Consider the following 18,437-nt stretch of genomic DNA (forward strand, 5'->3'; position numbering starts at 1 on the left):
AGGGGCAGATCTTCGTCAAGGGCGAGGTCATCAAGACGGTTCCCGAGTCGAAGATCGTCGAGACGCTCATCGAGGAAGCCCTGAAGATCGCCGAGGACATGGACGACGCGGGGACACCGTCAGGAGTTCCCGCCGTCACCGTGAGCTGAGACAGGACCGGAGAGGGGGCCCGAGCGTGACCATTCTGGAGACCATCCGGGGACCGCACGACCTGAAGGCGCTGAGCGGACCGGAACTCGACGAACTCGCCGAGGACATCAGGAAGTTCCTGGTCGAGGCGGTGGCCAGGACCGGCGGACATCTGGGGCCCAACCTCGGGGTGGTGGAGCTGTCCATCGCCCTGCACCGGGTCTTCGACTCACCGGTGGATCGCATTCTGTGGGACACCGGGCACCAGAGCTACGTGCACAAACTGCTCACCGGGCGGCAGGACTTCTCCAAGCTGCGCGGCAAGGGCGGCCTGTCCGGCTACCCCTCCCGCGAGGAGTCCGTGCACGACATCATCGAGAACTCGCACGCCTCGACCGTGCTCGGCTGGGCGGACGGCTTGGCCAAGGCGAACGAGGTGTTCGGCCGCCCCGACCACGTCGTCGCCGTCATCGGGGACGGGGCGCTCACCGGCGGCATGGCCTGGGAGGCGCTCAACAACATCGCGGCGGTGCGGGACCGGCCGCTCATCATCGTGGTGAACGACAACGAGCGCTCGTACGCCCCGACGATCGGCGGGCTCGCGGACCACCTGGCCACCCTCCGTACCACCGACGGGTACGAGCGCTTCCTGACGTGGGGCAAGGACGTCCTGCAGCGCACCCCGGTCGTCGGACAGCCGCTGTACGGGTCGCTGCACGGCGCGAAGAAGGGGTTCAAGGACACCTTCGCCCCGCAGGGCATGTTCGAGGACCTGGGGCTCAAGTACGTCGGGCCGATAGACGGGCACGACATCGCAGCCGTCGAATCCGCACTGAGCCGCGCGAAACGCTTCCACGGCCCGGTGCTGGTGCACTGCCTCACCGAGAAGGGACGCGGCTACGCGCCCGCACTGCGCGACGAGGCCGACCGGTTCCACACCGTCGGCGCGATGGACCCGCTGACCTGCGCGCCGCTCGCGCCGATGGTGAGCCCGTCGTGGACCTCGGTGTTCGGGGACGAGATCGCCGCGATCGGCGCCGAGCGGCCGGATGTCGTCGCCATCACCGCGGCGATGCTGCACCCCGTCGGGCTGACGAGGTTCGCCGAGGCATTCCCCGACCGGGTCTGGGACGTCGGTATCGCGGAGCAGCACGCGACGGTCTCCGCGGCGGGGCTCGCCACCGGAGGGCTGCACCCGGTCGTCGCCGTCTACGCCACCTTTCTGAACCGCGCCTTCGACCAGCTGCTGATGGACGTCGCCCTGCACCGGTGCGGGGTGACGTTCGTCCTCGACCGGGCGGGGGTCACCGGCCCCGACGGCGCCTCGCACAACGGCATGTGGGACATGTCCGTGCTCCAGGTCGTGCCCGGGCTGCGGATCGCCGCCCCGCGTGACGCGGAACGGCTCCGGGAGGAGCTGCGCGAGGCCGTTGCCGTCGACGACGCACCGACCGTGCTGCGTTTCCCCAAGGAGGCGGTGGGGGAGCCGGTACCGGCGACAGGCCGCGTCGGTTCCATGGACGTACTGCACCGCGCCGACGACCCCCACGTCCTCATCGTGGCGGTCGGTGCGCTCGCCTCCGTCTGCCTGCAGGCCGCCGACCTGCTCTCGGGCGGCGGAATCCGCTGCACGGTCGTCGACCCGCGCTGGGTGAAGCCGGTCGACGAGCAGCTCGCCCCGCTTGCCGCACGCCACCGGATGGTGGCCGTCGTCGAGGACAACAGCCGGGCGGGAGGCGTCGGTTCGGCGGTCGGGCAGGCGTTGCGCGACGCCGGTGTCGACGTACCGCTGCGGACCTTCGGTATCCCCGAGCAGTTCCTCGCGCACGGCAAGCGTGCGGAGGTGCTGGCCGACATCGGGCTCACTCCGGTCGAGATCGCCGGCCGGATCAGTGGCGCGCTGGCCGCCAAGGAAGCGGCCCGGGGGATTGAGGAGAGCGGGGAATGAAGGACGACGGGCCCAAGGGCTTCGATCTGGCGCAGCTCCTCGCGGAACGCGGCGCCGAGCGATACGAGCTGCACACGAAATACCTCAACCACCAGCTCCCGCGGATGCTGCACACCATCGGCTTCGACAGGGTGTACGAGCGGGCCGAGGGAGCCCACTTCTGGGACGCGGACGGCAACGACTACCTCGACATGCTCGCCGGCTTCGGCGTGATGGGTCTGGGCCGCCACCACCCGGTCGTCCGCAAGGCACTCCACGACGTCATGGACGCCTCGCTCGCCGACCTCACCCGCTTCGACTGCCAGCCGCTGCCCGGACTGCTGGCCGAGAAGCTGCTCACGCACAGTCCACATCTGGACCGGGTCTTCTTCGGCAACAGTGGTACGGAAGCCGTCGAGACCGCGCTGAAGTTCGCCCGGTACGCCACCGGGAAGTCCCGCATTCTCTACTGCACCCACGCCTTCCACGGCCTGACCGTCGGCTCGCTCTCGGTCAACGGGGAATCGGGCTTCCGGGACGGCTTCGCACCGCTGCTCCCCGACACCGCCGTCGAGCTCGGCGACCTCGACGCACTGCGGCGCGAACTGGGACGGGGCGATGTGGCGGCGCTCGTCGTCGAGCCGATCCAGGGGAAGGGCGTCCACGAGGCGCCGCCCGGCTACCTGCGCGCCGCACAGGAGCTGCTGCACCGGCACAAGGCCCTGCTCATCGCCGACGAGGTGCAGACCGGTCTCGGCAGGACCGGGGACTTCTACGCGTACCAGCACGAGGAAGGCGTCGAACCCGACCTGGTCTGTGTCGCCAAGGCGCTCTCCGGCGGCTATGTGCCGGTCGGGGCGACCCTCGGGAAGGACTGGATCTTCAGACGCGTCTATTCGTCGATGGACCGGGTTCTGGTCCACTCGGCGAGCTTCGGCTCCAATGCCCAGGCAATGGCGGCGGGCCTCGCGGTCCTGGCGGTGATGGAGGACGAGGAGACCGTCGCGAACGCCCGCCGCACCGGTGATCTGCTGCGCGAGCGGCTCGCCGCGCTCACCGGGCGCTACGAACTGCTGCATGAGGTCCGTGGCCGCGGGCTGATGATCGGCATCGAGTTCGGCCGACCGAGCTCGCTGAAGCTGCGCAGCCGCTGGACCATGCTGCAGGCGGCCCGCAAGGGTCTCTTCGCGCAGATGGTCGTCGTGCCGCTGCTGCAGAAACACCGGATCCTCACCCAGGTCTCCGGCGACCATCTGGAAGTGATCAAGCTGATTCCGCCGCTGGTCATCGGGGAGCCGGAGGTGGACCGGTTCGTGACCGCGTTCACAGCGGTGATGGACGACGCACACAGCGGCGGGGGGCTGCTGTGGGATTTCGGGAAAACGCTGGTCAAACAGGCCGTCGCCAACCGCTGAGCGCGGTTTTGCCTCTGAGGCAAGATACTTGCCTCAGAGGCATGATCCTGGCCCAATAGGTATATGAACTCTCCCCATGGAGGGGTGGCCGACGAGCTGCCCGGGGTCGCGCCACGCCTGCGCGATCTGCGCCGCCGCCGTGGTCTGACCCTGGAGGCCGCCGCCCAGCACGCCGGGCTCTCCCCGGCCCATCTGTCCCGGCTCGAAACGGGCCGGAGGCAGCCGTCGCTGCCCATGCTCCTCGGGCTTGCCAGGATCTACGGTACGACGGTCTCCGAGCTGCTCGGCGAGATCGCCCCCGAACGTGACGCGATCGTCCGCGGTGGCCGGTTCGAGGGGGCCGAGGCCGACGGCTGGATGTACCGGCAGGCCGGCGGGTCCGGCCGGGCCATGCAGGCCCTGCGCGTCCGGGTCCCGTACGGGGCCCAGGGCGATCTCGTGCGGGTCCATCCCGGCGAGGAGTGGTTGTACGTCCTTGCCGGGCGGCTCCGGGTGAGCCTCGGCGACACCGTGCACGATCTCGACCCGGGCGACAGCGCCCACTTCGACTCGCTCACCCCGCACCGGATCGCCGCCGTGGACCGAGACGGATCCGAGCTGCTCTTCGTCCACACCCTGTTGCAGAGCCCCGCTGCCGAGCTGTGCCTCGGCAGCGGTATCCACCGTCGCTGAGACCGGCCCGGCCGGTCACCAGAGAGGACTGTCATGTCCGATTCAGAGCACTTCGATCCGCTCACCCCGAGGTCCCGGAAGAACTACGAGGCGCAGGAGCGGAAGTTTCCGCGCGGCGTGGTGATCAGGCTGTTCGCCTATCTCATCGCGGGACACATCTTCGCGGCCTTCCTCTACCTGCTCTTCGCGGTCGCCGGAAAGGGCTGACCTGCGCGGTCCGACTACGCCTCGTCGAGGAGTCGTCCGCGCAGCCGCTCCAGGATCTCCGGAGTCAGCTTCAGGCCCTCGGCGAGATAGCGGTCCGTGCTGCCCCAGGTCTCCTCGATGGTGCTGAAGGCCTGGGCGAGGTACTCGGCGCGGGCGTCGAAGAGCGGGCTGAGCAGCTCCATCACCTCGGGCGACATCCCGGTCGCCGAGGTGTCGGTGCGCCGGACCTTGTACCGGCGGTGCGGATCGTTGGACTTCAGGTAGTCGGCCTCGATGGCCTCGCGCTCGACGCCGACCGCCAGCAGCGAAACCGCGATCGAGAGACCGGCGCGGTCCTTGCCGGCCGCGCAGTGCATCAGCGCGGGAACGCTGTCCTCGGCCAGGGCGTGCAGCACCCGGCTGTGCTCGGCGGTACGGTCCCTGATGATCGACTTGTACGAGGCGGTCATCCGCGCGACTCCCTTGCCGTCGGCAAGGATCGAGCGCAGCTGCTCGATGTCGCCGTCGCGGACCATCCGCCAGAATTCGGCGCCGTCGGCCGGGTCGGAGAGCGGAATGTTCACATTGCGTACGCCCGGCAGGTCCACGTCCAGGCCGTCGAGCCTGTGGTCCGCCGCATTGCGGAAGTCGAAGATCGTGTGCAGCCCGAGGCCGCCGAGGAACGCGGCGTCCTCGTCGGTGGCGTGCGCGAGGTGACCGCTGCGGAAGAGCCGTCCGTACCGCACCCGGCGGCCGTCCGTGGTGGGCAGGCCACCCACATCGCGGAAGTTGCGCACACCTGCCAGCTCGGGTTCCGTCGACGGGACCTGCGGCACCTGCTGCGTCACGGTGTCTCCTGGAGTGTCTGGCGTCGGCGCGGCTCGCCGGCGAGGTCAGTTCCTGCGACGATACGACATTGATTCCTCGGGCAATCATCTCGGCCGTTTCCTGCTGAACTCCCCACGGAATTCCCCTCGCACGGGCGTTGCCCGGCCGTCGGCCGGCGGTCGATGATGTGCGGAACTGTGGGAATGTGGGGATGGCATGATCGAGACGGGTGACCGGGGTCGGACCTGGCTGCTGACCGGGGCGAGCGGCAGCTACGCGCTGCACCTCACCGACCGGGACCAACTGCTGCATCTGCACTGGGGGCCACGGATCTCCCTCGCGGCCGCCGAGGCCCTCGCCGCCGCGCCCGAGCCGCCCTTCCGGGGCTTCGAGTCGCAGCTGGACGGCCGCGAGGAGTACCCGGTCGAGGGCGGCCCCCGCTTCGTCCGGCCGGCTCTCTCCGTACGCACCCCCGAAGTCCGTGGCACCGAATGGGTGTTCGCCGGGGCCGCCGTGGACGGCGACGAACTCCGTATCGCGTTCTCTGACTCCGTGCAGTGGCTCGCGCTCACCCTGCACTACCGGATGCGGGACGACTCCGATGTCATCGAGCGCTGGGCCACCGTCACCCACACCGGTCCTGACGGTCCGCCGCTGGAGCTGCTGCGCGCCGACGCGGCGGCCTGGGCGCTGCCCGCCCGCGACAGCTGGCGGCTGAGCCAGCTGCACGGCCGCTGGGCGGCTGAGACACAGCTCGTGCGGTCGGAGCTGACGTACGGCGAGAAGGTCCTCTCCAGTCGGCGCGGCCACACCGGACACCAGTTCCTGCCATGGGTCGCGCTCGACGCGGACGGCGCCGCCACCGAGGAGGACGGCGAGGTGTACGGCTGCGCGCTCGGCTGGTCCGGCTCGTGGCGGATCGCGGTGCAGCAGCTCCCCGACGGGCTCGTGCAGATCACCGGAGGCGCCGGATACGACGACTCCGGGCTGCTTCGGCTGGCACAGGGGGAGACGTACACCACACCGGTGTTCGCCGGTCTGTGGAGCGCCGAAGGGTTCGGCGGGGCGAGCCGGGCCTGGCACGCCTGGCAACTGGCCCATGTCGTCCCGGACGCCGAGAGCCTGCGGCCGGTGCTCTACAACTCCTGGGAGGCGACCGGCTTCGACATCGTGGAGGACCAGCAGCGCGCCCTCGCCGAGCGTGCCGCCGCGATGGGCGTCGAGTTGTTCGTCGTGGACGACGCGTGGTTCGGGCAGCGCACCAGCGACCGGGCCGGACCAGGCGACTGGACCCCCAACCCCGAGCGATTTCCCGGCGGGCTGAAGCCGCTCGCCGACGAAGTGCACGGACTCGGCATGCAGTTCGGCATTTGGGTCGAGCCGGAGATGGTGAACGCCGACAGTGATCTGTATCGCGCGCACCCCGACTGGGTGCAGCACTTCCCCGGGCGGACCCGGACCGAATTCCGTCATCAGCTGGTGCTCAATCTGGCCCGGACCGATGTGCAGAATCATCTGTGGGAGCAGCTCGACACGCTGCTCTCCAGCGCCCCGATCGACTATGTGAAATGGGACTTCAACCGCTGCTTCACCGATGCGGGCTGGCCGGGCGAGGACTATCCGCAGAAGCTCTGGATCGCGCATGTGGACGCGCTCTACGCGCTGATCGACCGACTGCGGGCCGCCCACCCCGGCGTCGCCTTCGAGTCCTGCTCGGGCGGCGGCGGCCGGATCGACCTGGGAATCCTCGCCCGTACCGACCAGGTGTGGACCTCCGACAACACCGACCCGCTCGACCGGCTCGCCATCCAGGAGGGCTTCGGGCAGATCCATCCGGCGCGAGTGATGGCCGCCTGGGTCACCGACAGTCCGAATGTCCAGCTCAACAGCAGAACCAGTTCGCTGCGTTTCCGCTTCGTCAGCGCGATGGCCGGGGTGCTCGGGGTCGGCGGGGATCTCACCGAGTGGAGTGACGAGGAGCTGGCCGAGGCGCGGAGCTGGGTGGATCTCTACAAGGAGATCCGTCCCGCGGTGCAGCGCGGCGCGCTGTACCGGCTGCGTGCCCCGCGCGGTGGGCTCAGCGCCGTGCAGTACGTGCACGGCGACGAGGCCGTCGTGCTGATGTGGCTGGAGGCGCAGCGGTACGGGGAGCGGCCGCCGGCCCTGCGGCTGCGCGGGCTCGACCCTGCGGCGACCTACACGGACCTGGACACCGGGGCGGTCCACCACGGTGCCGTGCTGCTGCATCAGGGTCTGCACACCGGGCTGCGGGGGGATCTGGACGCGAAGGTGCTGAGGCTCCGACGTGGCGGACGTCCATGACATGTCCGTATTGCGGCATTTAGTGGAACATGGCCTACTTCTGCGGGAGATGATGCCCTATCCGTGAGCGGGATCATATCCGTGACGGTGTGTGGTGGCGCCACGGATGGGTATTCCGGACGTCGCGCGGAAAGCCAAGATCCGTAATCCACGGAGGGTGACCGGAATTCCGCGCCGATTTCCCTTCGTGGATTCCCTTGAGTAATCGATGGCTTGTTTCCGCCGTCCTCGCTCGCCTACGGTCACCCTCAATCCGGACGGACCGCCCAATCCTGCCGCCGCCCGGAATTCGCACCCACCCACGTGTGGCAGGAGCGGGGGAACCAGGTAAGCCGCCGCCCGGAGAGATCCGGCCGGCTCGGGGTGAAGTCGCGAACCGCGACCGGGCATCTCCAGCCCGAACCCGACAGCTCACCTCGTAGGCGCCGGAGAGGAAATTCTTCATGCCCACATCGGGTAAGCATCGCCGTACCAAGTCCAGCACGATCGCCCGTGGCGTCGCCGCCGTCGGCGCCGGTGGGGCCGTCATCGCCCTTCCGCTGCTCGGCGCCACCGGTGCCCACGCCGCGGAGCAGGCCGCGCCCACCGCGCAGTCGGCAGCCACGCACGTCGCCGTCGAGGCCGCGCCGGTCGTGAAGAAGCAGGTCGAGACCCGGACGTACTCCGTCGTCGCCGGTGACTACCTGTCGAAGATCGCCGCCGAGCAGCAGGTCAAGGGCGGCTGGCAGAAGCTGTACCAGGACAACCGCGAGGTCGTCGGCGAGAACCCGAGCCTGATCCTCCCGGGCATGAAGCTGACGCTCGGCGGCAAGCCGGCCGGCTCCGCCGCGGCGGACACGCAGTCCGCCCCGGCTCCGTCGACCTCCTCGGCCGACAAGTCCACGTCGCAGTCCAAGGCTTCGGAGTCCGCCAAGACCTCCGCCGCGGCGGTCCAGAGCACCAACTCCGGCTACGTGCACCCGGTCCCGGGCAAGCACACCACCGCCTACCGTGCCTCCGGCGCCAACTGGTCCAGCGGCAGCCACACGGGTATCGACTTCCCGGTCGCCACCGGCACCAGTGTGAAGGCGATCACCTCCGGCACCGTCGTCACCGCCGGCTGGGGTGGCGCGTACGGCAACCAGGTCGTCATCAAGCACGCCGACGGCCGCTACTCGCAGTACGGCCACATGTCCTCGCTCTCCGTCTCGGCGGGCCAGACCGTGACCGCCGGCCAGCAGGTCGGCCTCTCCGGCGCGACCGGCAACGCCACCGGCCCGCACCTGCACTTCGAGGTCCGCACCGGCCCGGCGTACGGGTCGGACATCGACCCGATCGCCTACCTGGCCTCGCACGGGATCTACGTCTGATCCACGGCTGATCCGGTCGGCTCGGTGAAGGGGCGGTGCGCGGCGGCGCACCGCCCCTTCACTTATTCCCCCTTTACCAAAACCTGACCGGGTGGTCTATCTCACCACCCGTCAACCCTTTATTACGGTCGCGTAGGTCACATTCGGCGGTGCAGGATATGCGCTTGTGGCAGACGATTCGAGAAACAATCAACGTGGCGTCATCAACCGGCATGGCGCCATCGGGTCGTACGCAGCGATTGGCGACAGCTTCACCGAGGGAGTCGGAGACCCCGGCCCGGACGGAACCTTCGTCGGCTGGGCGGACCGATTCGCGGTACTTCTCGCGGACCAGCTCCCGGACACCGATGCGGCGACGAGCCCCGAGGGCTCCGCGCACGGAAACTTCCGGTACGCCAATCTCGCCGTACGCGGACGCCTCCTCGACCAGATCGTCGAGGAGCAGGTGCCGCGCGCCAAGGAGCTCGCACCTGATCTGGTGAGCTTCTGCGCGGGCGGCAATGACATCATCCGGCCCGGCACCGACCCGGACGACGTGGCCGAGCGCTTCGAGCGCGCGGTCGCCGAGCTGACCGACTCGGTCGGCACCGTCCTGGTGACCACCGGCTTCGACACCCGCGGCGTTCCCGTACTGCGCCATCTGCGCGGCAAGATCGCCACGTACACCGCCCATGTGCGCTCCATCGCCGACCGCTACGACTGCCCCGTCCTGGACCTGTGGTCGCTGAAGTCCGTGCAGGACCGGCGCGCCTGGGACGACGACCGGCTCCACCTGTCGCCCGAGGGGCACACCCGGGTCGCGCTGCGCGCCGCCCAGGTCCTCGGCCTCGACGTCCCGGCCGACCCCGACCAGGAGTGGCCCCCGCAGGCGCAGCGCGGCACGCTGGAGGTCCGGCGCGACGACATCCACTGGGCGCGCGAATACCTGGTGCCGTGGATAGGGCGGCGGCTGCGCGGCGAGTCCTCCGGCGACCACGTCGAGGCGAAGCGGCCGGACCTCCTGCCGCTTTAGAAGGGCTCAGCACCTGTCTTCGCCTCGTCTGCCGGACGGGCCCGCTCCCTTTCTGACTCCCGGGGGCTTCAAGCCTGTCCGGCGACGGGGGACAGCGGCAGGAACCGGCGTCCCGAGGGCGCAGGTATGCCCGGGCGTCGGGCCGGTACGCGCTCCAGGACGCCGCCCGCGAAGACGTCGTACAACGGCAACGTCTCCAGATGCACATAGCCGATGTGGCAGTCGCAGACGGCGAGCGGACAGGCCCGCGGACCGAGCGCACTCCGGTAGCTGCCGTCGTACAGGTTGCCCAGCTCGGCCGGGACGAAGTGGCAGCGGCGCACCGTGCCGTCACCGTCCACCGAGATGACGGACTCGCCGGTCCGGCACGGCAGGCCGGCCGAGCGGTGCGGGTGGCGGCTGTACGGGAAGAGCGGGTCGAGGACCGTCCAGCGGTCCGCCTCCTCGTCCGTGTAGCTCTGCCCCTCAGCGGCATTGACCCAGAGGTAGACCTCGTCGGGCAGGTCGGTACGGAGCCGTCGCGCCTCGTCGAAATGGTCCTCGAGACCGACGACACCGACGCTGTACCGGACATCCAGAGCGGACAGCTCCCGGCACCTGGCGAGGAAACGGTCGTACGGTGTCTGCCCGGGGTGGTACGTGCACCACAGCGCGATCTTGTCGCGGCCGGCTCCACCGGCCTCGGCCAGCCACCGTGTACGACCGCTGAGATTGGTCTGGATCGCGACCCGGCCGATGTGCGGCAGCTGCGCCAGTCCCACCAACGCGCGGCGGTACCAGGAACGGACCAGCCCCTCGCCCCACGGCGTGAACAGCACCGAGATCCTGTCCCTGGTCTGCGCCGCGGCCCACGCGGTGAACCGCTCCAGCGCGGCGCGGTCGGCACGGAGCTGCTCCGGGCTGTCGCGCCGCTTGGCGAACGGGCAGTACGGGCAGTCGTAGTCGCACGATGCCAGGGGGCCCCGATAGAGGATCGTCAGATCCATGGGAGTGCTCACTTCAGTTCGTACGCGGCCATCGCGGCCCGTACAGCGGGGGAGAACAGTTCGGGACCCAGCGCGTCGGAGTGGGCGAGCCCCTCGGGCGAGAGCCGCAGCAGCCCGGACGCCACGGCGGACCCGTCCAGCCAGCCGCGTGCTTCGAACAGGCCCAGCTCACTTGGGAAGTCGTCACCGGGAGCGGCGCCGAACCGCTCGTGGTATTCCGCCAGCTGCAGCCCCTCGGCCTGGAGGAGCGACTGCAGGAGGTGGCGCCTGCGCGCCTCGTCGCCGTCCACATACCGCCCCACTTCCGCACGGGAGAAGTCCTCGGTGGCGGTGTAGCCGTCGATGATCGCCCGCACTTCCCGCATCTCCACCGCGTAGTCGAAGGAGTAGTGCAGCCGACTGGTGTACGAGCGTGCGCCGCAGCCCAGCCCGATCATGCCGTCCGTCTGGCACGCGTAGTCGTCGGGACCCTGCCGCGGGGCGTCGCCCCGACGGAACATCCGCATCGACACCTGCTCGTAGCCGTGGGCGAGGAGATGGTCCCGGCCCCCCCGGTACAGCCGCAGCCGCTCCTCGTCCCAGGCCGCGTCCGCCGCTGCTTCGGCGCCGACCCGGCCCAGGCCGGTCAGCGGGCGCACGTACAGCGGATAGAGATACAGCTCCTCCGGCTGCCAGGCGAGGGCCGCGTCCAGGGAGGAACGCCAGCTGTCCTCGGTCTGTCCGTCGATGCCGTAGATCAGGTCGATGTTGAGGACCGGGATGCGTGCGTCGCGGATCCGTTCGAGCGCCGCCTCCACTTCGGCGCGGCGCTGGGGGCGGACCGCCGCGCGTGCCTCGGCGTCGACGAAACTCTGTACGCCGATGCTGATCCGGGTGGTCCCGCGGTCGGCGAGGACGGCCAGCCGGTCGGCTGTTGCGGTCGACGGCGAGGTCTCGACCGACAGCGGCACGGAGCGCAGGTCGGCGCCCATCCGCTTCTCCGCGATGTCGCAGAGCCGCTCCAGCTCGGCTGCCGTCAGGAAGGTGGGGGTGCCGCCGCCGAACGCCGCCGCGGCGAACCGCACCGGCTCGTCGTCACCCAGTGCGTCGCGGACGGCGGTGGCCTGCCGGTCCAGTGCGTCGAGATAGCGGGTCGTCAGCTCGTCGGGGGCGCCGATCCGGGTGAAGAGGTTGCAGAAACCGCAGCGGACCTCGCAGAAGGGTATGTGGAGATAGAGCGAGAGCGCGTCCTTGCGCTCTCCCGCCCACAGCTCGCGCAGCGCGGGCCGGCCGACGGGGTGGCCGGTGAGCGGGCGGTACGCCGTCTTGTGCGGATAGGCGTAGACGTAGCTCTGGTACGGGCGGACGGTGTGCGAACTGGTCATCGTGCGGTGGCCCCCGGTTCCAGGAAGAAGTGCGCGTACGGAACGGTCCAGACGGACTCGTGGCCGAGCCGGTGACCGGTGTAGCCGTCGTCCCCGTACGCCGTGCCGTGGTCGGAGCAGACGATGGCGAAGCAGCGTCGCCGGCTGCTCGCGGCGGCAAGGAGGCGGCCGATGTGTGCGTCGACGTACTCCAGGGCTGCGGCGTGCGTGGCGCGGGAGTCACCCGACTCGCGGGTGGCGCCCGGTTGGTGGAACCAGTTGGGCTGGTGCAGCGCCGACACGTTGACGAAGAGGAACAGCCGTTGTTCGGCGGGGAGCCCCGCGACGACCTGCTCGGCCCGTGCCACCTGGGCCTCGAAGGAGGTGGGTGATGCGACGCCGAACTCGGGTTCCCAGTGGCTCTCCTGGAACATGCCCGGCAGCACGGAACCGAGCGGGCCCTGCCGGTTGAAGAAGCCGACGCCTCCGATGCACACCGTGCGGTAGCCGGCCCCGGCGAGAGCGGACACCAGGTCCGGGGTGTCGAAGACGAAGGTCCGGGAAGCGGTGGTCTCACTGCCCGCGAAGCGTGCCGCGAACAGCCGGGGGTGCGGGCCGGGGGCGGCGGGCGTCGGCAGGAATCCCGCGAAGATCGCCTGGTGCGAGGCATAGGTGAAGCTGCCCGGGGCATGCCGCTTCTCCCAGATGCCGCCCGGGAGATGGCGGGCCAGATGCGGGATGCGTCCGGCGGCGGCCAGCTCCGCCGCCACGTCGTAGCGCAGGGTGTCGAGGGTGATGAGCAGCAGATCGTGACTGCCCACGATCTCGCTCATGTCCGGATTCCCGGCGTGTTCCGAGGGAGCGGCGTCCGCGTCGCGGATGTCGGCGACGGCCTGTCCGGCGTCAGGGGGTGGCGCTTGCACGGTGGTTCCTTGCTCTGTTCAGTACGGCGACGACCTGCGTCGCGTAGGTGTCCAGGCCCTCGAATCCGCTGCCGGGCAGCCCGGTCAGGCGTGGCAGCAGGTCGCCGAAGGCGTTGACCTCGCCGACGGCGAACCGCCGCCAGCCGGTCGCGGGCAGCAGGTCGACGGCCACACACAGCGTGTCCGGGAAGCAGGCAGCGGCGCGCTCGCACACGGCCAGGGCCTCGGCCCAGCTGCCGCCCGCCGACTCGACGGCCGCGCGGACCTCGTCGAGGCTTCCGCGCTCGCCGCCGAGGTGAAGATTGGTCATGGGGGAGTGGCTGGTCCGTACGACGGCATGGGTGGCGCGGCCCGCCACCACCAGGACCCGCAGGTCGGCCGAGCGCCCACGCTGTGATGCCTTGGGCAGCCAGCGCTCGATGTGCAGCCCGTCCGGTGCGAGCGCGTCGACGATCGCCGCCACCTCGCGCTCCGTCGTACAGCGGCGCACCCGCAGTGAGTTGAAGAGCCGTCCGGACGTGTCGCGCTCCACCGACGTGGTCGCCCGCACCCGGCCCGGACCTGCCGTCTCCACGGCCAGCACCCCCGAGGCGGACGAGCCGTGCGCGAGCTTCACGAAGGCCCGTGGCATCCGGTGCTGAGCCATCCGCTCGCGCACATCCGCCCAGTCGCGCACCACGGGCGCCGCAGCGCCGGAGGTCGGCGAAGCCGGTACAGGGACCCCGGCGCCGTCCAGCACGGCATGGCACAGCCGCTTGTCGAACAGCACGGCGACATCGCCCGGGGCGTCGAGCAGGACTGCTCCGGCCGCGTCGGCCGCCCGTGCGACCGTCCGCACCGCTCCGGTGAACCGGGTGTACCAGAGGGCGGTGCCCTCGACCCTCGTCGGATCGTCCACCGACCGCAGCAACCGCTCGACCTCGGCGTCCTCACCGGGCGAGTCCATCCGTACGGTCTCGCCCCGCCGGAAAACGGCCTTGCCGCCCAGGACGTCCAGCCAGGGCACCACACGCGCGGCCGGCAGCCCGGCGGCGCGTACGGCGTCCCGGAAGAGTGTGACCCGGCGGTTGCCGGGAACTCCCACGACGGCGAAGCGCACCGCCGGGCCGCCCGCCCTACTCGCTGACTGCGACATAGCGCTCGTCGTCTTCATCCGGATCCCAGTACTCCACCTCGTCCGGTTCACCGTTCACCCGGTCGGCACCGAGCAGTCCCCTGAGGCGGTCCAACCATGGGTCACTGATGTAGTGGTGATGCAGATCCAGCGAGCTCAGGTGGGTGAGCGGCTGGCCCGTGAGCAGCGCCTCGGCTCCGAGGTCCCCGAGCGTGCCCATCGCCAGGGAGAGCGACTCCAGCTGGGCGACAACCGGGGCGGACGCCACCGCGGCCGCGATCTCGTCCTGGATCTCACTGTTCTGCAGACCCAGATGGCGCAGGTTCGGCAACGCGGCACCGGAGAGCAGCGGCGCAAGGTCCTCGACCGTCGCGTCCCCGCCGTACTCGGCGACGCCGAGCCAGAGTTCGAGGTGCTCCAGCGCGGGCAGCTCCGACGCCCCGACCGCGCGCACGACGGCCGACGGAAGCCCGCCGGACTCGAACCGCAGCGAGGTGAGTGCCTCGTGCCGCAGCGGCCGCAGATCAAGGGTCTGCTTGCCGGCGATCGGATCGCCGGAGCCGCGCACCGTCAGCTCCTGCACCTGCCCGAACGCCTCGAGCACCGGGGTGATGTCGGCCATCTCCAGCCATGAGAGCTCGCACTCCTCGCTGACGACATCGGCGAGGAAGAGCGCCCGCAGGGACGGGAACCGGTCCGCATGGCCCGCCAGCAGGTCGACGACGGGGGCGAACGGCTCGTACTCCTCCTGCCACCACGGACCGATCAGCAGGGCTCGCACCTGCGTGGTGTCGACCGTGTCGAGGAAGTGCTCCCACAGGACGGCGAATGTCAGGCTGCCCTGCCAGGCGCTCTCCAGCCGCCAGGCGACCGCGTCCGCCGCGGGAAGCGGACCGGTGTGCGGCTGCCCGGGGCCGGGCAGCGTGAGGACCGGCAGGCCGTGGAACGTCTCGGGGTGGTCGATGTCAGTCATGGGGTGTCACTCCGAAACCGCGGTGTAGCGGCCCTCGGCCCCGCGATCGTCCCAGGGTTCCTCGCGTTCGGACACATCGACCTGCACTCCGTGCGGTTCCAGCGCCTCCTTGATCCGGCGCTCCATCGGCGCGGTGAGGAAGTGATGGTGCAGATCGAGCCGTTCGAGATGGGTCAGCGGCTGGCCTTCGAGCAGCGCGGCCGCGCCCTCGTCGCCCAGCGTCCCGTGCGACAGATCGAGGGTGCGCAGCTGGGCGACGACCGGGGCGCCCGCGACGGCCGTCGCGATCTCGTTCTGCACTTCGCTGTTGCGCAGACCGAGGTGGTGCAGGCGGGGGAAGCGCGAGCCGGAGAGCAGTGGGGCCAGGTCCGCGACATCGGCGTCGCCGCCGTACTCGGAGACACCGAGCCAGAGATCGAGCCGCTCCAGCGCGGGCAGCTCGCTGTCCAGAATGCCGCGGATCACTCCGGCCGGCAGCCCGCCCGTCTCGATGGTCAGCGAACGCAGCCGCTCGTGCTTCGACGGGGAGAACTCCAGGTCCGTGCCGCCGCGCACGCCCAGTTCCAGCAGGTCGGGGAACGCCCTCAGCAGCGCGGTGACGTCGGACTGCTCGATCCAGGAGATCTCGTTCTCCTCGGCCGTCATGTCACCGACGAAGACGGCTTCCAGCGAGGTCAGCCGGTCGGCGGCGGCGATCACGAGATCGATCGGGTACGACGACGTCTCCTCGTACGACTCGCCCCACTGGCCGATGATCAGGGCCCGCACGCCCGCCGGGTCGACAGCAGCGAGAAATGCCTGGAACGCCTGCTCCCAGGTCATCTCGGACTCGTCGTCGTACGGGTCGACCGTGATACGCCAGGCCACGGCATCGGCGGCCTGCGCCGGCGCCTCGTTCGTCGCGTGCCGGAAGTCGACGGCCGGCAGGCCGAGCAACTCGTGCAGGTGATCCACACCGGACATGACCCTGAGCTCCTGAGACTGGGGGACGGCTGATGTCGGCAAGGTTTATCAAGCCCCACTGACAATGCGGCGGGCGGGGGAGCGGTTGTGACCGATTGTCAGACCCTCCCCTTAGCGTTTTCTCCAGGGTCGGCACAGCGGGTGCCACCCTGGAGGGGAGACGTCTGTGTACCGGCAGGGCGATGTACTGATCGTGGCGTTGGACGAGTCCGAGGTGCCCGCGCACCTGGCGGACGCGCCGGGGGAGCCGAGGGACGCCCGCGGGCGGATGGTGCTCGCGCTGGGCGAGGTCACCGGTCATGCGCATGCAGTCCAAGGGCCCGGCCGGCTGATGCGCGAGGCGGGCGCCTTCGGCCCGATGCTGCTCCATCTCCCCGACGGCGGGCGGGTGGTGCACGAGGAGCATGCGGCGATACCGCTGTCGAAGGGCTGGTACCGCGTCGTGCGCCAGCGGGAGTACGCACCGGGCGCGGTCCGCATCGTCGCGGACTGAGCCGGCCGGTCCGGGCAGGCGGCGGGCGACGCAGCGGACCGGTACCGGGCGGCAGGGCGAACACGCCGGACAGGCGGCGAACAGCAGAGATCCAAGAGAGCGAACAGGGGACGGGGACAACCGATGCAGTACGTGGACTCATGGCGGGCCGTGGCAGCGGCGACCGGTGCGGCGGACCGGGGAGCGGCCGAGGACGGGGTCCGCCTCGCCTACCGCAGCGCGGGACTGGCCGAGCCGGAGCAGATTGTCTGGGCCGATTCGCCGAAGGCGGCCGTCGAGGTGGTCGAGAAGCTCGTCGACGCGGGCCGCTCGGTGCGCGACGAGGTGCGGACCCGCCCGTGGGCGGAGGAACGGCGGCGGATGTACGACGAGTTGGGTCCGGCCGGCTGGTCCTCCCTCTGGTCGGCCACGGGCGCTCAGCTCTGGGAGACCACGGCCGCGCTCGCCGAGCGGATACGGACCGGTGTCGTCGCGGCCCTCGCCGGGAGCCCCGAGGACGAGTCGGATGTACGCCTGGTGCTGCTCGACGCGGTCCTCGGCCAGCACGACGCGGCGTGGCTCGCCGCGTTCGACGGCCGCGGGGACCGGCTCGACGGCCTGGCGGAGGTGGCCAGGCACGCGGGCTGGTGGTGGCCGTACGAGCGCACCGTGGTGATCAGCGAACGCCCGGAGACGCTCCACCGCGACGAGGCGGGCCGGCTCGACCGCGGGGACGGCCCTGCCCTCTCGTACCGTGACGGTTTCGCGCTGTACGCCTGGCGCGGCATGCCTGTTCCCGCCGAGTTCCTCGCGGAACTGACGACCCTGACCCCCCAGCGGATACGCGAGGAGGAGAACGCGGAGCTGCGCCGCGTGATGCTGGAGTTCTACGGCTACGACCGCTACCTCACCGAGTCGGGCGCCCAGCCGGTGCACCGTGACGAGACGGGCATCCTGTGGCGGATCGCGCTGGACGGCGACGAGGACGTGGTGATGGTCGAGGTGGTCAACTCGACCCCGGAGCCCGACGGGACCCATCGCACGTACTGGCTGCGGGTACCGCCCTCGATCAGGACCGCGAAGAGCGGCGTCGCCTGGACCTTCGGGCTGGACGAAGACGCGTACACGCCTCTGCGCCAGACCTGATCGGTCGACAGGGCGGAAGGGAAGCGAAGGAGGCGGAGTGGCCGGCCGGGTCAGGCCGTCAGCGTCGCCTGGTCGATGCCCAGTTCGCGGGCCAGCGCCTCGTCGGTCCACGCCAGCATCGTGGCCCGGGAGAGCGGACCGGCGTACGACGTCATCTGGACGGCCAGACCATCCAGCAGGGCGGTCAGTCGCCAGGCCACGGACATCGGGTCGTCGCAGTGGAACTCACCCGCGGCGGCGCCCTCTTCGATGACCTCGGCCAGCTCCGCCTTCCACTGCTGGTCGAGATCGCCGGCCACATTGCGCAGCGCCGGGTCCCGGAGCGAGGCAGCCCAGCCCTCGATCCACAGCCGCCAGCCCTTGGCCTGCCCGGTCGGTGCGTACCAGCGGACGGCGGCGCGCAACCGCCGTACCGCACTCGTGCGACGGCTCAGGAGCTTGCGCAGATGGGCGAGGTCAGCCTCGGCCGCATGCGCGAAGGCGGCTGCGACCAGCTTCTCCTTCGTCGAGAAGTGGTAAAGCACCAGGGCGTTGCTCACGCCGAGCACGGACGCCACATCGGCGATCCGTACCGCTGCGACACCTCGTACCTCGATCTGTTCGACGGCAGCGCGGAGCAGCTCCTCGCGTCGTTCCGCCACGCTCAACCGCACTCTTGCCACGGCGTCACCCTAACC

Annotated in this window: 17 protein-coding genes, 1 pseudogene and 1 riboswitch; of the genes and pseudogenes, 10 read left to right on the forward strand and 8 right to left on the reverse strand. The window is 70.4% G+C overall.

Features of this window, described 5'->3' with window-relative positions; all coding sequences use genetic code 11:
* The 5 genes and pseudogenes from ACFU8W_RS00005 to ACFU8W_RS00025 all read left to right on the forward strand — a co-directional run.
* Window positions 1-149, forward strand: a pseudogene (locus ACFU8W_RS00005) (4-hydroxy-3-methylbut-2-en-1-yl diphosphate synthase); the annotation flags it as partial.
* Window positions 150-175: 26 nt separating this feature from the next.
* Entirely contained in the window at window positions 176-2,077 is a 1,902-nt protein-coding gene (gene dxs, locus ACFU8W_RS00010; protein WP_384030725.1) for a 1-deoxy-D-xylulose-5-phosphate synthase, read from the forward strand.
* Window positions 2,074-3,471, forward strand: coding sequence for an aspartate aminotransferase family protein (locus tag ACFU8W_RS00015; protein WP_384030728.1), 1,398 nt, complete (start codon window positions 2,074-2,076; stop codon window positions 3,469-3,471). The genes dxs and ACFU8W_RS00015 overlap by 4 nt, the downstream gene beginning before the upstream one ends.
* Before the next feature lie 63 nt (window positions 3,472-3,534).
* Window positions 3,535-4,143 (forward strand): XRE family transcriptional regulator, encoded by a 609-nt coding sequence (locus ACFU8W_RS00020; RefSeq protein ID WP_345516377.1) that lies wholly within the window; start codon window positions 3,535-3,537, stop codon window positions 4,141-4,143.
* Window positions 4,144-4,176: 33 nt separating this feature from the next.
* Entirely contained in the window at window positions 4,177-4,350 is a 174-nt protein-coding gene (locus tag ACFU8W_RS00025; protein ID WP_266978982.1) for a DUF6126 family protein, read from the forward strand.
* A gap of 14 nt (window positions 4,351-4,364) precedes the next feature.
* On the opposite strand, the gene ACFU8W_RS00030 is transcribed toward ACFU8W_RS00025, so the two are convergent.
* Complete coding sequence (locus ACFU8W_RS00030; protein ID WP_384030733.1) at window positions 4,365-5,177, reverse strand: tyrosine-protein phosphatase; 813 nt, start codon at window positions 5,175-5,177, stop codon at window positions 4,365-4,367.
* Between the two features lie 196 nt (window positions 5,178-5,373).
* On the opposite strand from ACFU8W_RS00030, the gene ACFU8W_RS00035 reads away from it, so the two are divergent.
* The 3 genes from ACFU8W_RS00035 (at window position 5,374) to ACFU8W_RS00045 (ending at window position 9,840) form a co-directional block, all read left to right on the forward strand.
* Window positions 5,374-7,479 (forward strand): alpha-galactosidase, encoded by a 2,106-nt coding sequence (locus ACFU8W_RS00035; RefSeq protein WP_384030736.1) that lies wholly within the window; start codon window positions 5,374-5,376, stop codon window positions 7,477-7,479.
* Between the two features lie 286 nt (window positions 7,480-7,765).
* A riboswitch (cyclic di-AMP (ydaO/yuaA leader) is annotated at window positions 7,766-7,919 on the forward strand.
* 3 nt (window positions 7,920-7,922) lie between these two features.
* Complete coding sequence (locus ACFU8W_RS00040) at window positions 7,923-8,828, forward strand: peptidoglycan DD-metalloendopeptidase family protein (RefSeq protein ID WP_384030739.1); 906 nt, start codon at window positions 7,923-7,925, stop codon at window positions 8,826-8,828.
* 166 nt (window positions 8,829-8,994) lie between these two features.
* On the forward strand, window positions 8,995-9,840 hold the full coding sequence (locus tag ACFU8W_RS00045) for an SGNH/GDSL hydrolase family protein (RefSeq protein WP_384030742.1): 846 nt from the start codon (window positions 8,995-8,997) through the stop codon (window positions 9,838-9,840).
* Between the two features lie 68 nt (window positions 9,841-9,908).
* On the opposite strand, the gene ACFU8W_RS00050 is transcribed toward ACFU8W_RS00045, so the two are convergent.
* The 6 genes from ACFU8W_RS00050 to ACFU8W_RS00075 form a co-directional block, all read right to left on the reverse strand.
* On the reverse strand, window positions 9,909-10,826 hold the full coding sequence (locus ACFU8W_RS00050) for an STM4011 family radical SAM protein (protein WP_384030745.1): 918 nt from the start codon (window positions 10,824-10,826) through the stop codon (window positions 9,909-9,911).
* Between the two features lie 8 nt (window positions 10,827-10,834).
* A complete protein-coding gene (locus tag ACFU8W_RS00055) occupies window positions 10,835-12,190 on the reverse strand; it encodes an STM4012 family radical SAM protein (RefSeq protein WP_384030748.1) in 1,356 nt (451 codons plus the stop codon).
* Window positions 12,187-13,002: an STM4013/SEN3800 family hydrolase gene (locus tag ACFU8W_RS00060; protein WP_266990302.1), complete on the reverse strand. Its 816-nt coding sequence runs from the start codon at window positions 13,000-13,002 to the stop codon at window positions 12,187-12,189. The genes ACFU8W_RS00055 and ACFU8W_RS00060 overlap by 4 nt, the downstream gene beginning before the upstream one ends.
* A gap of 70 nt (window positions 13,003-13,072) precedes the next feature.
* On the reverse strand, window positions 13,073-14,227 hold the full coding sequence (locus tag ACFU8W_RS00065) for an STM4014 family protein (protein WP_345516387.1): 1,155 nt from the start codon (window positions 14,225-14,227) through the stop codon (window positions 13,073-13,075).
* The gene (locus tag ACFU8W_RS00070) at window positions 14,208-15,179 is read right to left on the reverse strand and encodes an STM4015 family protein (RefSeq protein WP_384030751.1); all 972 of its coding nucleotides are present in this window, start codon (window positions 15,177-15,179) and stop codon (window positions 14,208-14,210) included. Before ACFU8W_RS00070 ends, ACFU8W_RS00065 begins: the two co-directional genes overlap by 20 nt.
* A 6-nt stretch (window positions 15,180-15,185) precedes the next feature.
* Window positions 15,186-16,142 (reverse strand): STM4015 family protein, encoded by a 957-nt coding sequence (locus ACFU8W_RS00075; RefSeq protein WP_345516389.1) that lies wholly within the window; start codon window positions 16,140-16,142, stop codon window positions 15,186-15,188.
* Between the two features lie 166 nt (window positions 16,143-16,308).
* On the opposite strand from ACFU8W_RS00075, the gene ACFU8W_RS00080 reads away from it, so the two are divergent.
* Both ACFU8W_RS00080 and ACFU8W_RS00085 read left to right on the forward strand, forming a co-directional pair.
* Window positions 16,309-16,635, forward strand: a complete 327-nt coding sequence (locus ACFU8W_RS00080; protein ID WP_266978962.1) for a hypothetical protein — start codon at window positions 16,309-16,311, stop codon at window positions 16,633-16,635.
* Window positions 16,636-16,758: 123 nt separating this feature from the next.
* The gene (locus ACFU8W_RS00085) at window positions 16,759-17,760 is read left to right on the forward strand and encodes a DUF6745 domain-containing protein (protein ID WP_384030756.1); all 1,002 of its coding nucleotides are present in this window, start codon (window positions 16,759-16,761) and stop codon (window positions 17,758-17,760) included.
* A gap of 50 nt (window positions 17,761-17,810) precedes the next feature.
* Here the strand turns inward: ACFU8W_RS00085 and ACFU8W_RS00090 are convergent, their stop codons facing one another.
* Entirely contained in the window at window positions 17,811-18,422 is a 612-nt protein-coding gene (locus ACFU8W_RS00090; protein WP_345516401.1) for a TetR/AcrR family transcriptional regulator, read from the reverse strand.
* Window positions 18,423-18,437 lie beyond the last annotated feature (15 nt).

This window comes from Streptomyces sp. NPDC057565, assembly GCF_042801455.1.
GTDB classification, from domain to species: domain Bacteria; phylum Actinomycetota; class Actinomycetes; order Streptomycetales; family Streptomycetaceae; genus Streptomyces; species Streptomyces yanii.

Coding starts and splice junctions, on each gene's coding strand:
- ACFU8W_RS00070 (WP_384030751.1), bottom strand. CDS start 15,179: ATGACTGACATCGACCACCCCGAGACGTTCCACGGCCTGCCGGTCCTC.
- ACFU8W_RS00075 (WP_345516389.1), bottom strand. CDS start 16,142: ATGTCCGGTGTGGATCACCTGCACGAGTTGCTCGGCCTGCCGGCCGTC.
- ACFU8W_RS00085 (WP_384030756.1), top strand. CDS start 16,759: ATGCAGTACGTGGACTCATGGCGGGCCGTGGCAGCGGCGACCGGTGCG.
- ACFU8W_RS00025 (WP_266978982.1), top strand. CDS start 4,177: ATGTCCGATTCAGAGCACTTCGATCCGCTCACCCCGAGGTCCCGGAAG.
- ACFU8W_RS00060 (WP_266990302.1), bottom strand. CDS start 13,002: ATGAGCGAGATCGTGGGCAGTCACGATCTGCTGCTCATCACCCTCGAC.
- ACFU8W_RS00055 (WP_384030748.1), bottom strand. CDS start 12,190: ATGACCAGTTCGCACACCGTCCGCCCGTACCAGAGCTACGTCTACGCC.
- ACFU8W_RS00040 (WP_384030739.1), top strand. CDS start 7,923: ATGCCCACATCGGGTAAGCATCGCCGTACCAAGTCCAGCACGATCGCC.
- ACFU8W_RS00015 (WP_384030728.1), top strand. CDS start 2,074: ATGAAGGACGACGGGCCCAAGGGCTTCGATCTGGCGCAGCTCCTCGCG.
- ACFU8W_RS00020 (WP_345516377.1), top strand. CDS start 3,535: ATGAACTCTCCCCATGGAGGGGTGGCCGACGAGCTGCCCGGGGTCGCG.
- ACFU8W_RS00065 (WP_345516387.1), bottom strand. CDS start 14,227: ATGTCGCAGTCAGCGAGTAGGGCGGGCGGCCCGGCGGTGCGCTTCGCC.
- ACFU8W_RS00035 (WP_384030736.1), top strand. CDS start 5,374: ATGATCGAGACGGGTGACCGGGGTCGGACCTGGCTGCTGACCGGGGCG.
- ACFU8W_RS00050 (WP_384030745.1), bottom strand. CDS start 10,826: ATGGATCTGACGATCCTCTATCGGGGCCCCCTGGCATCGTGCGACTAC.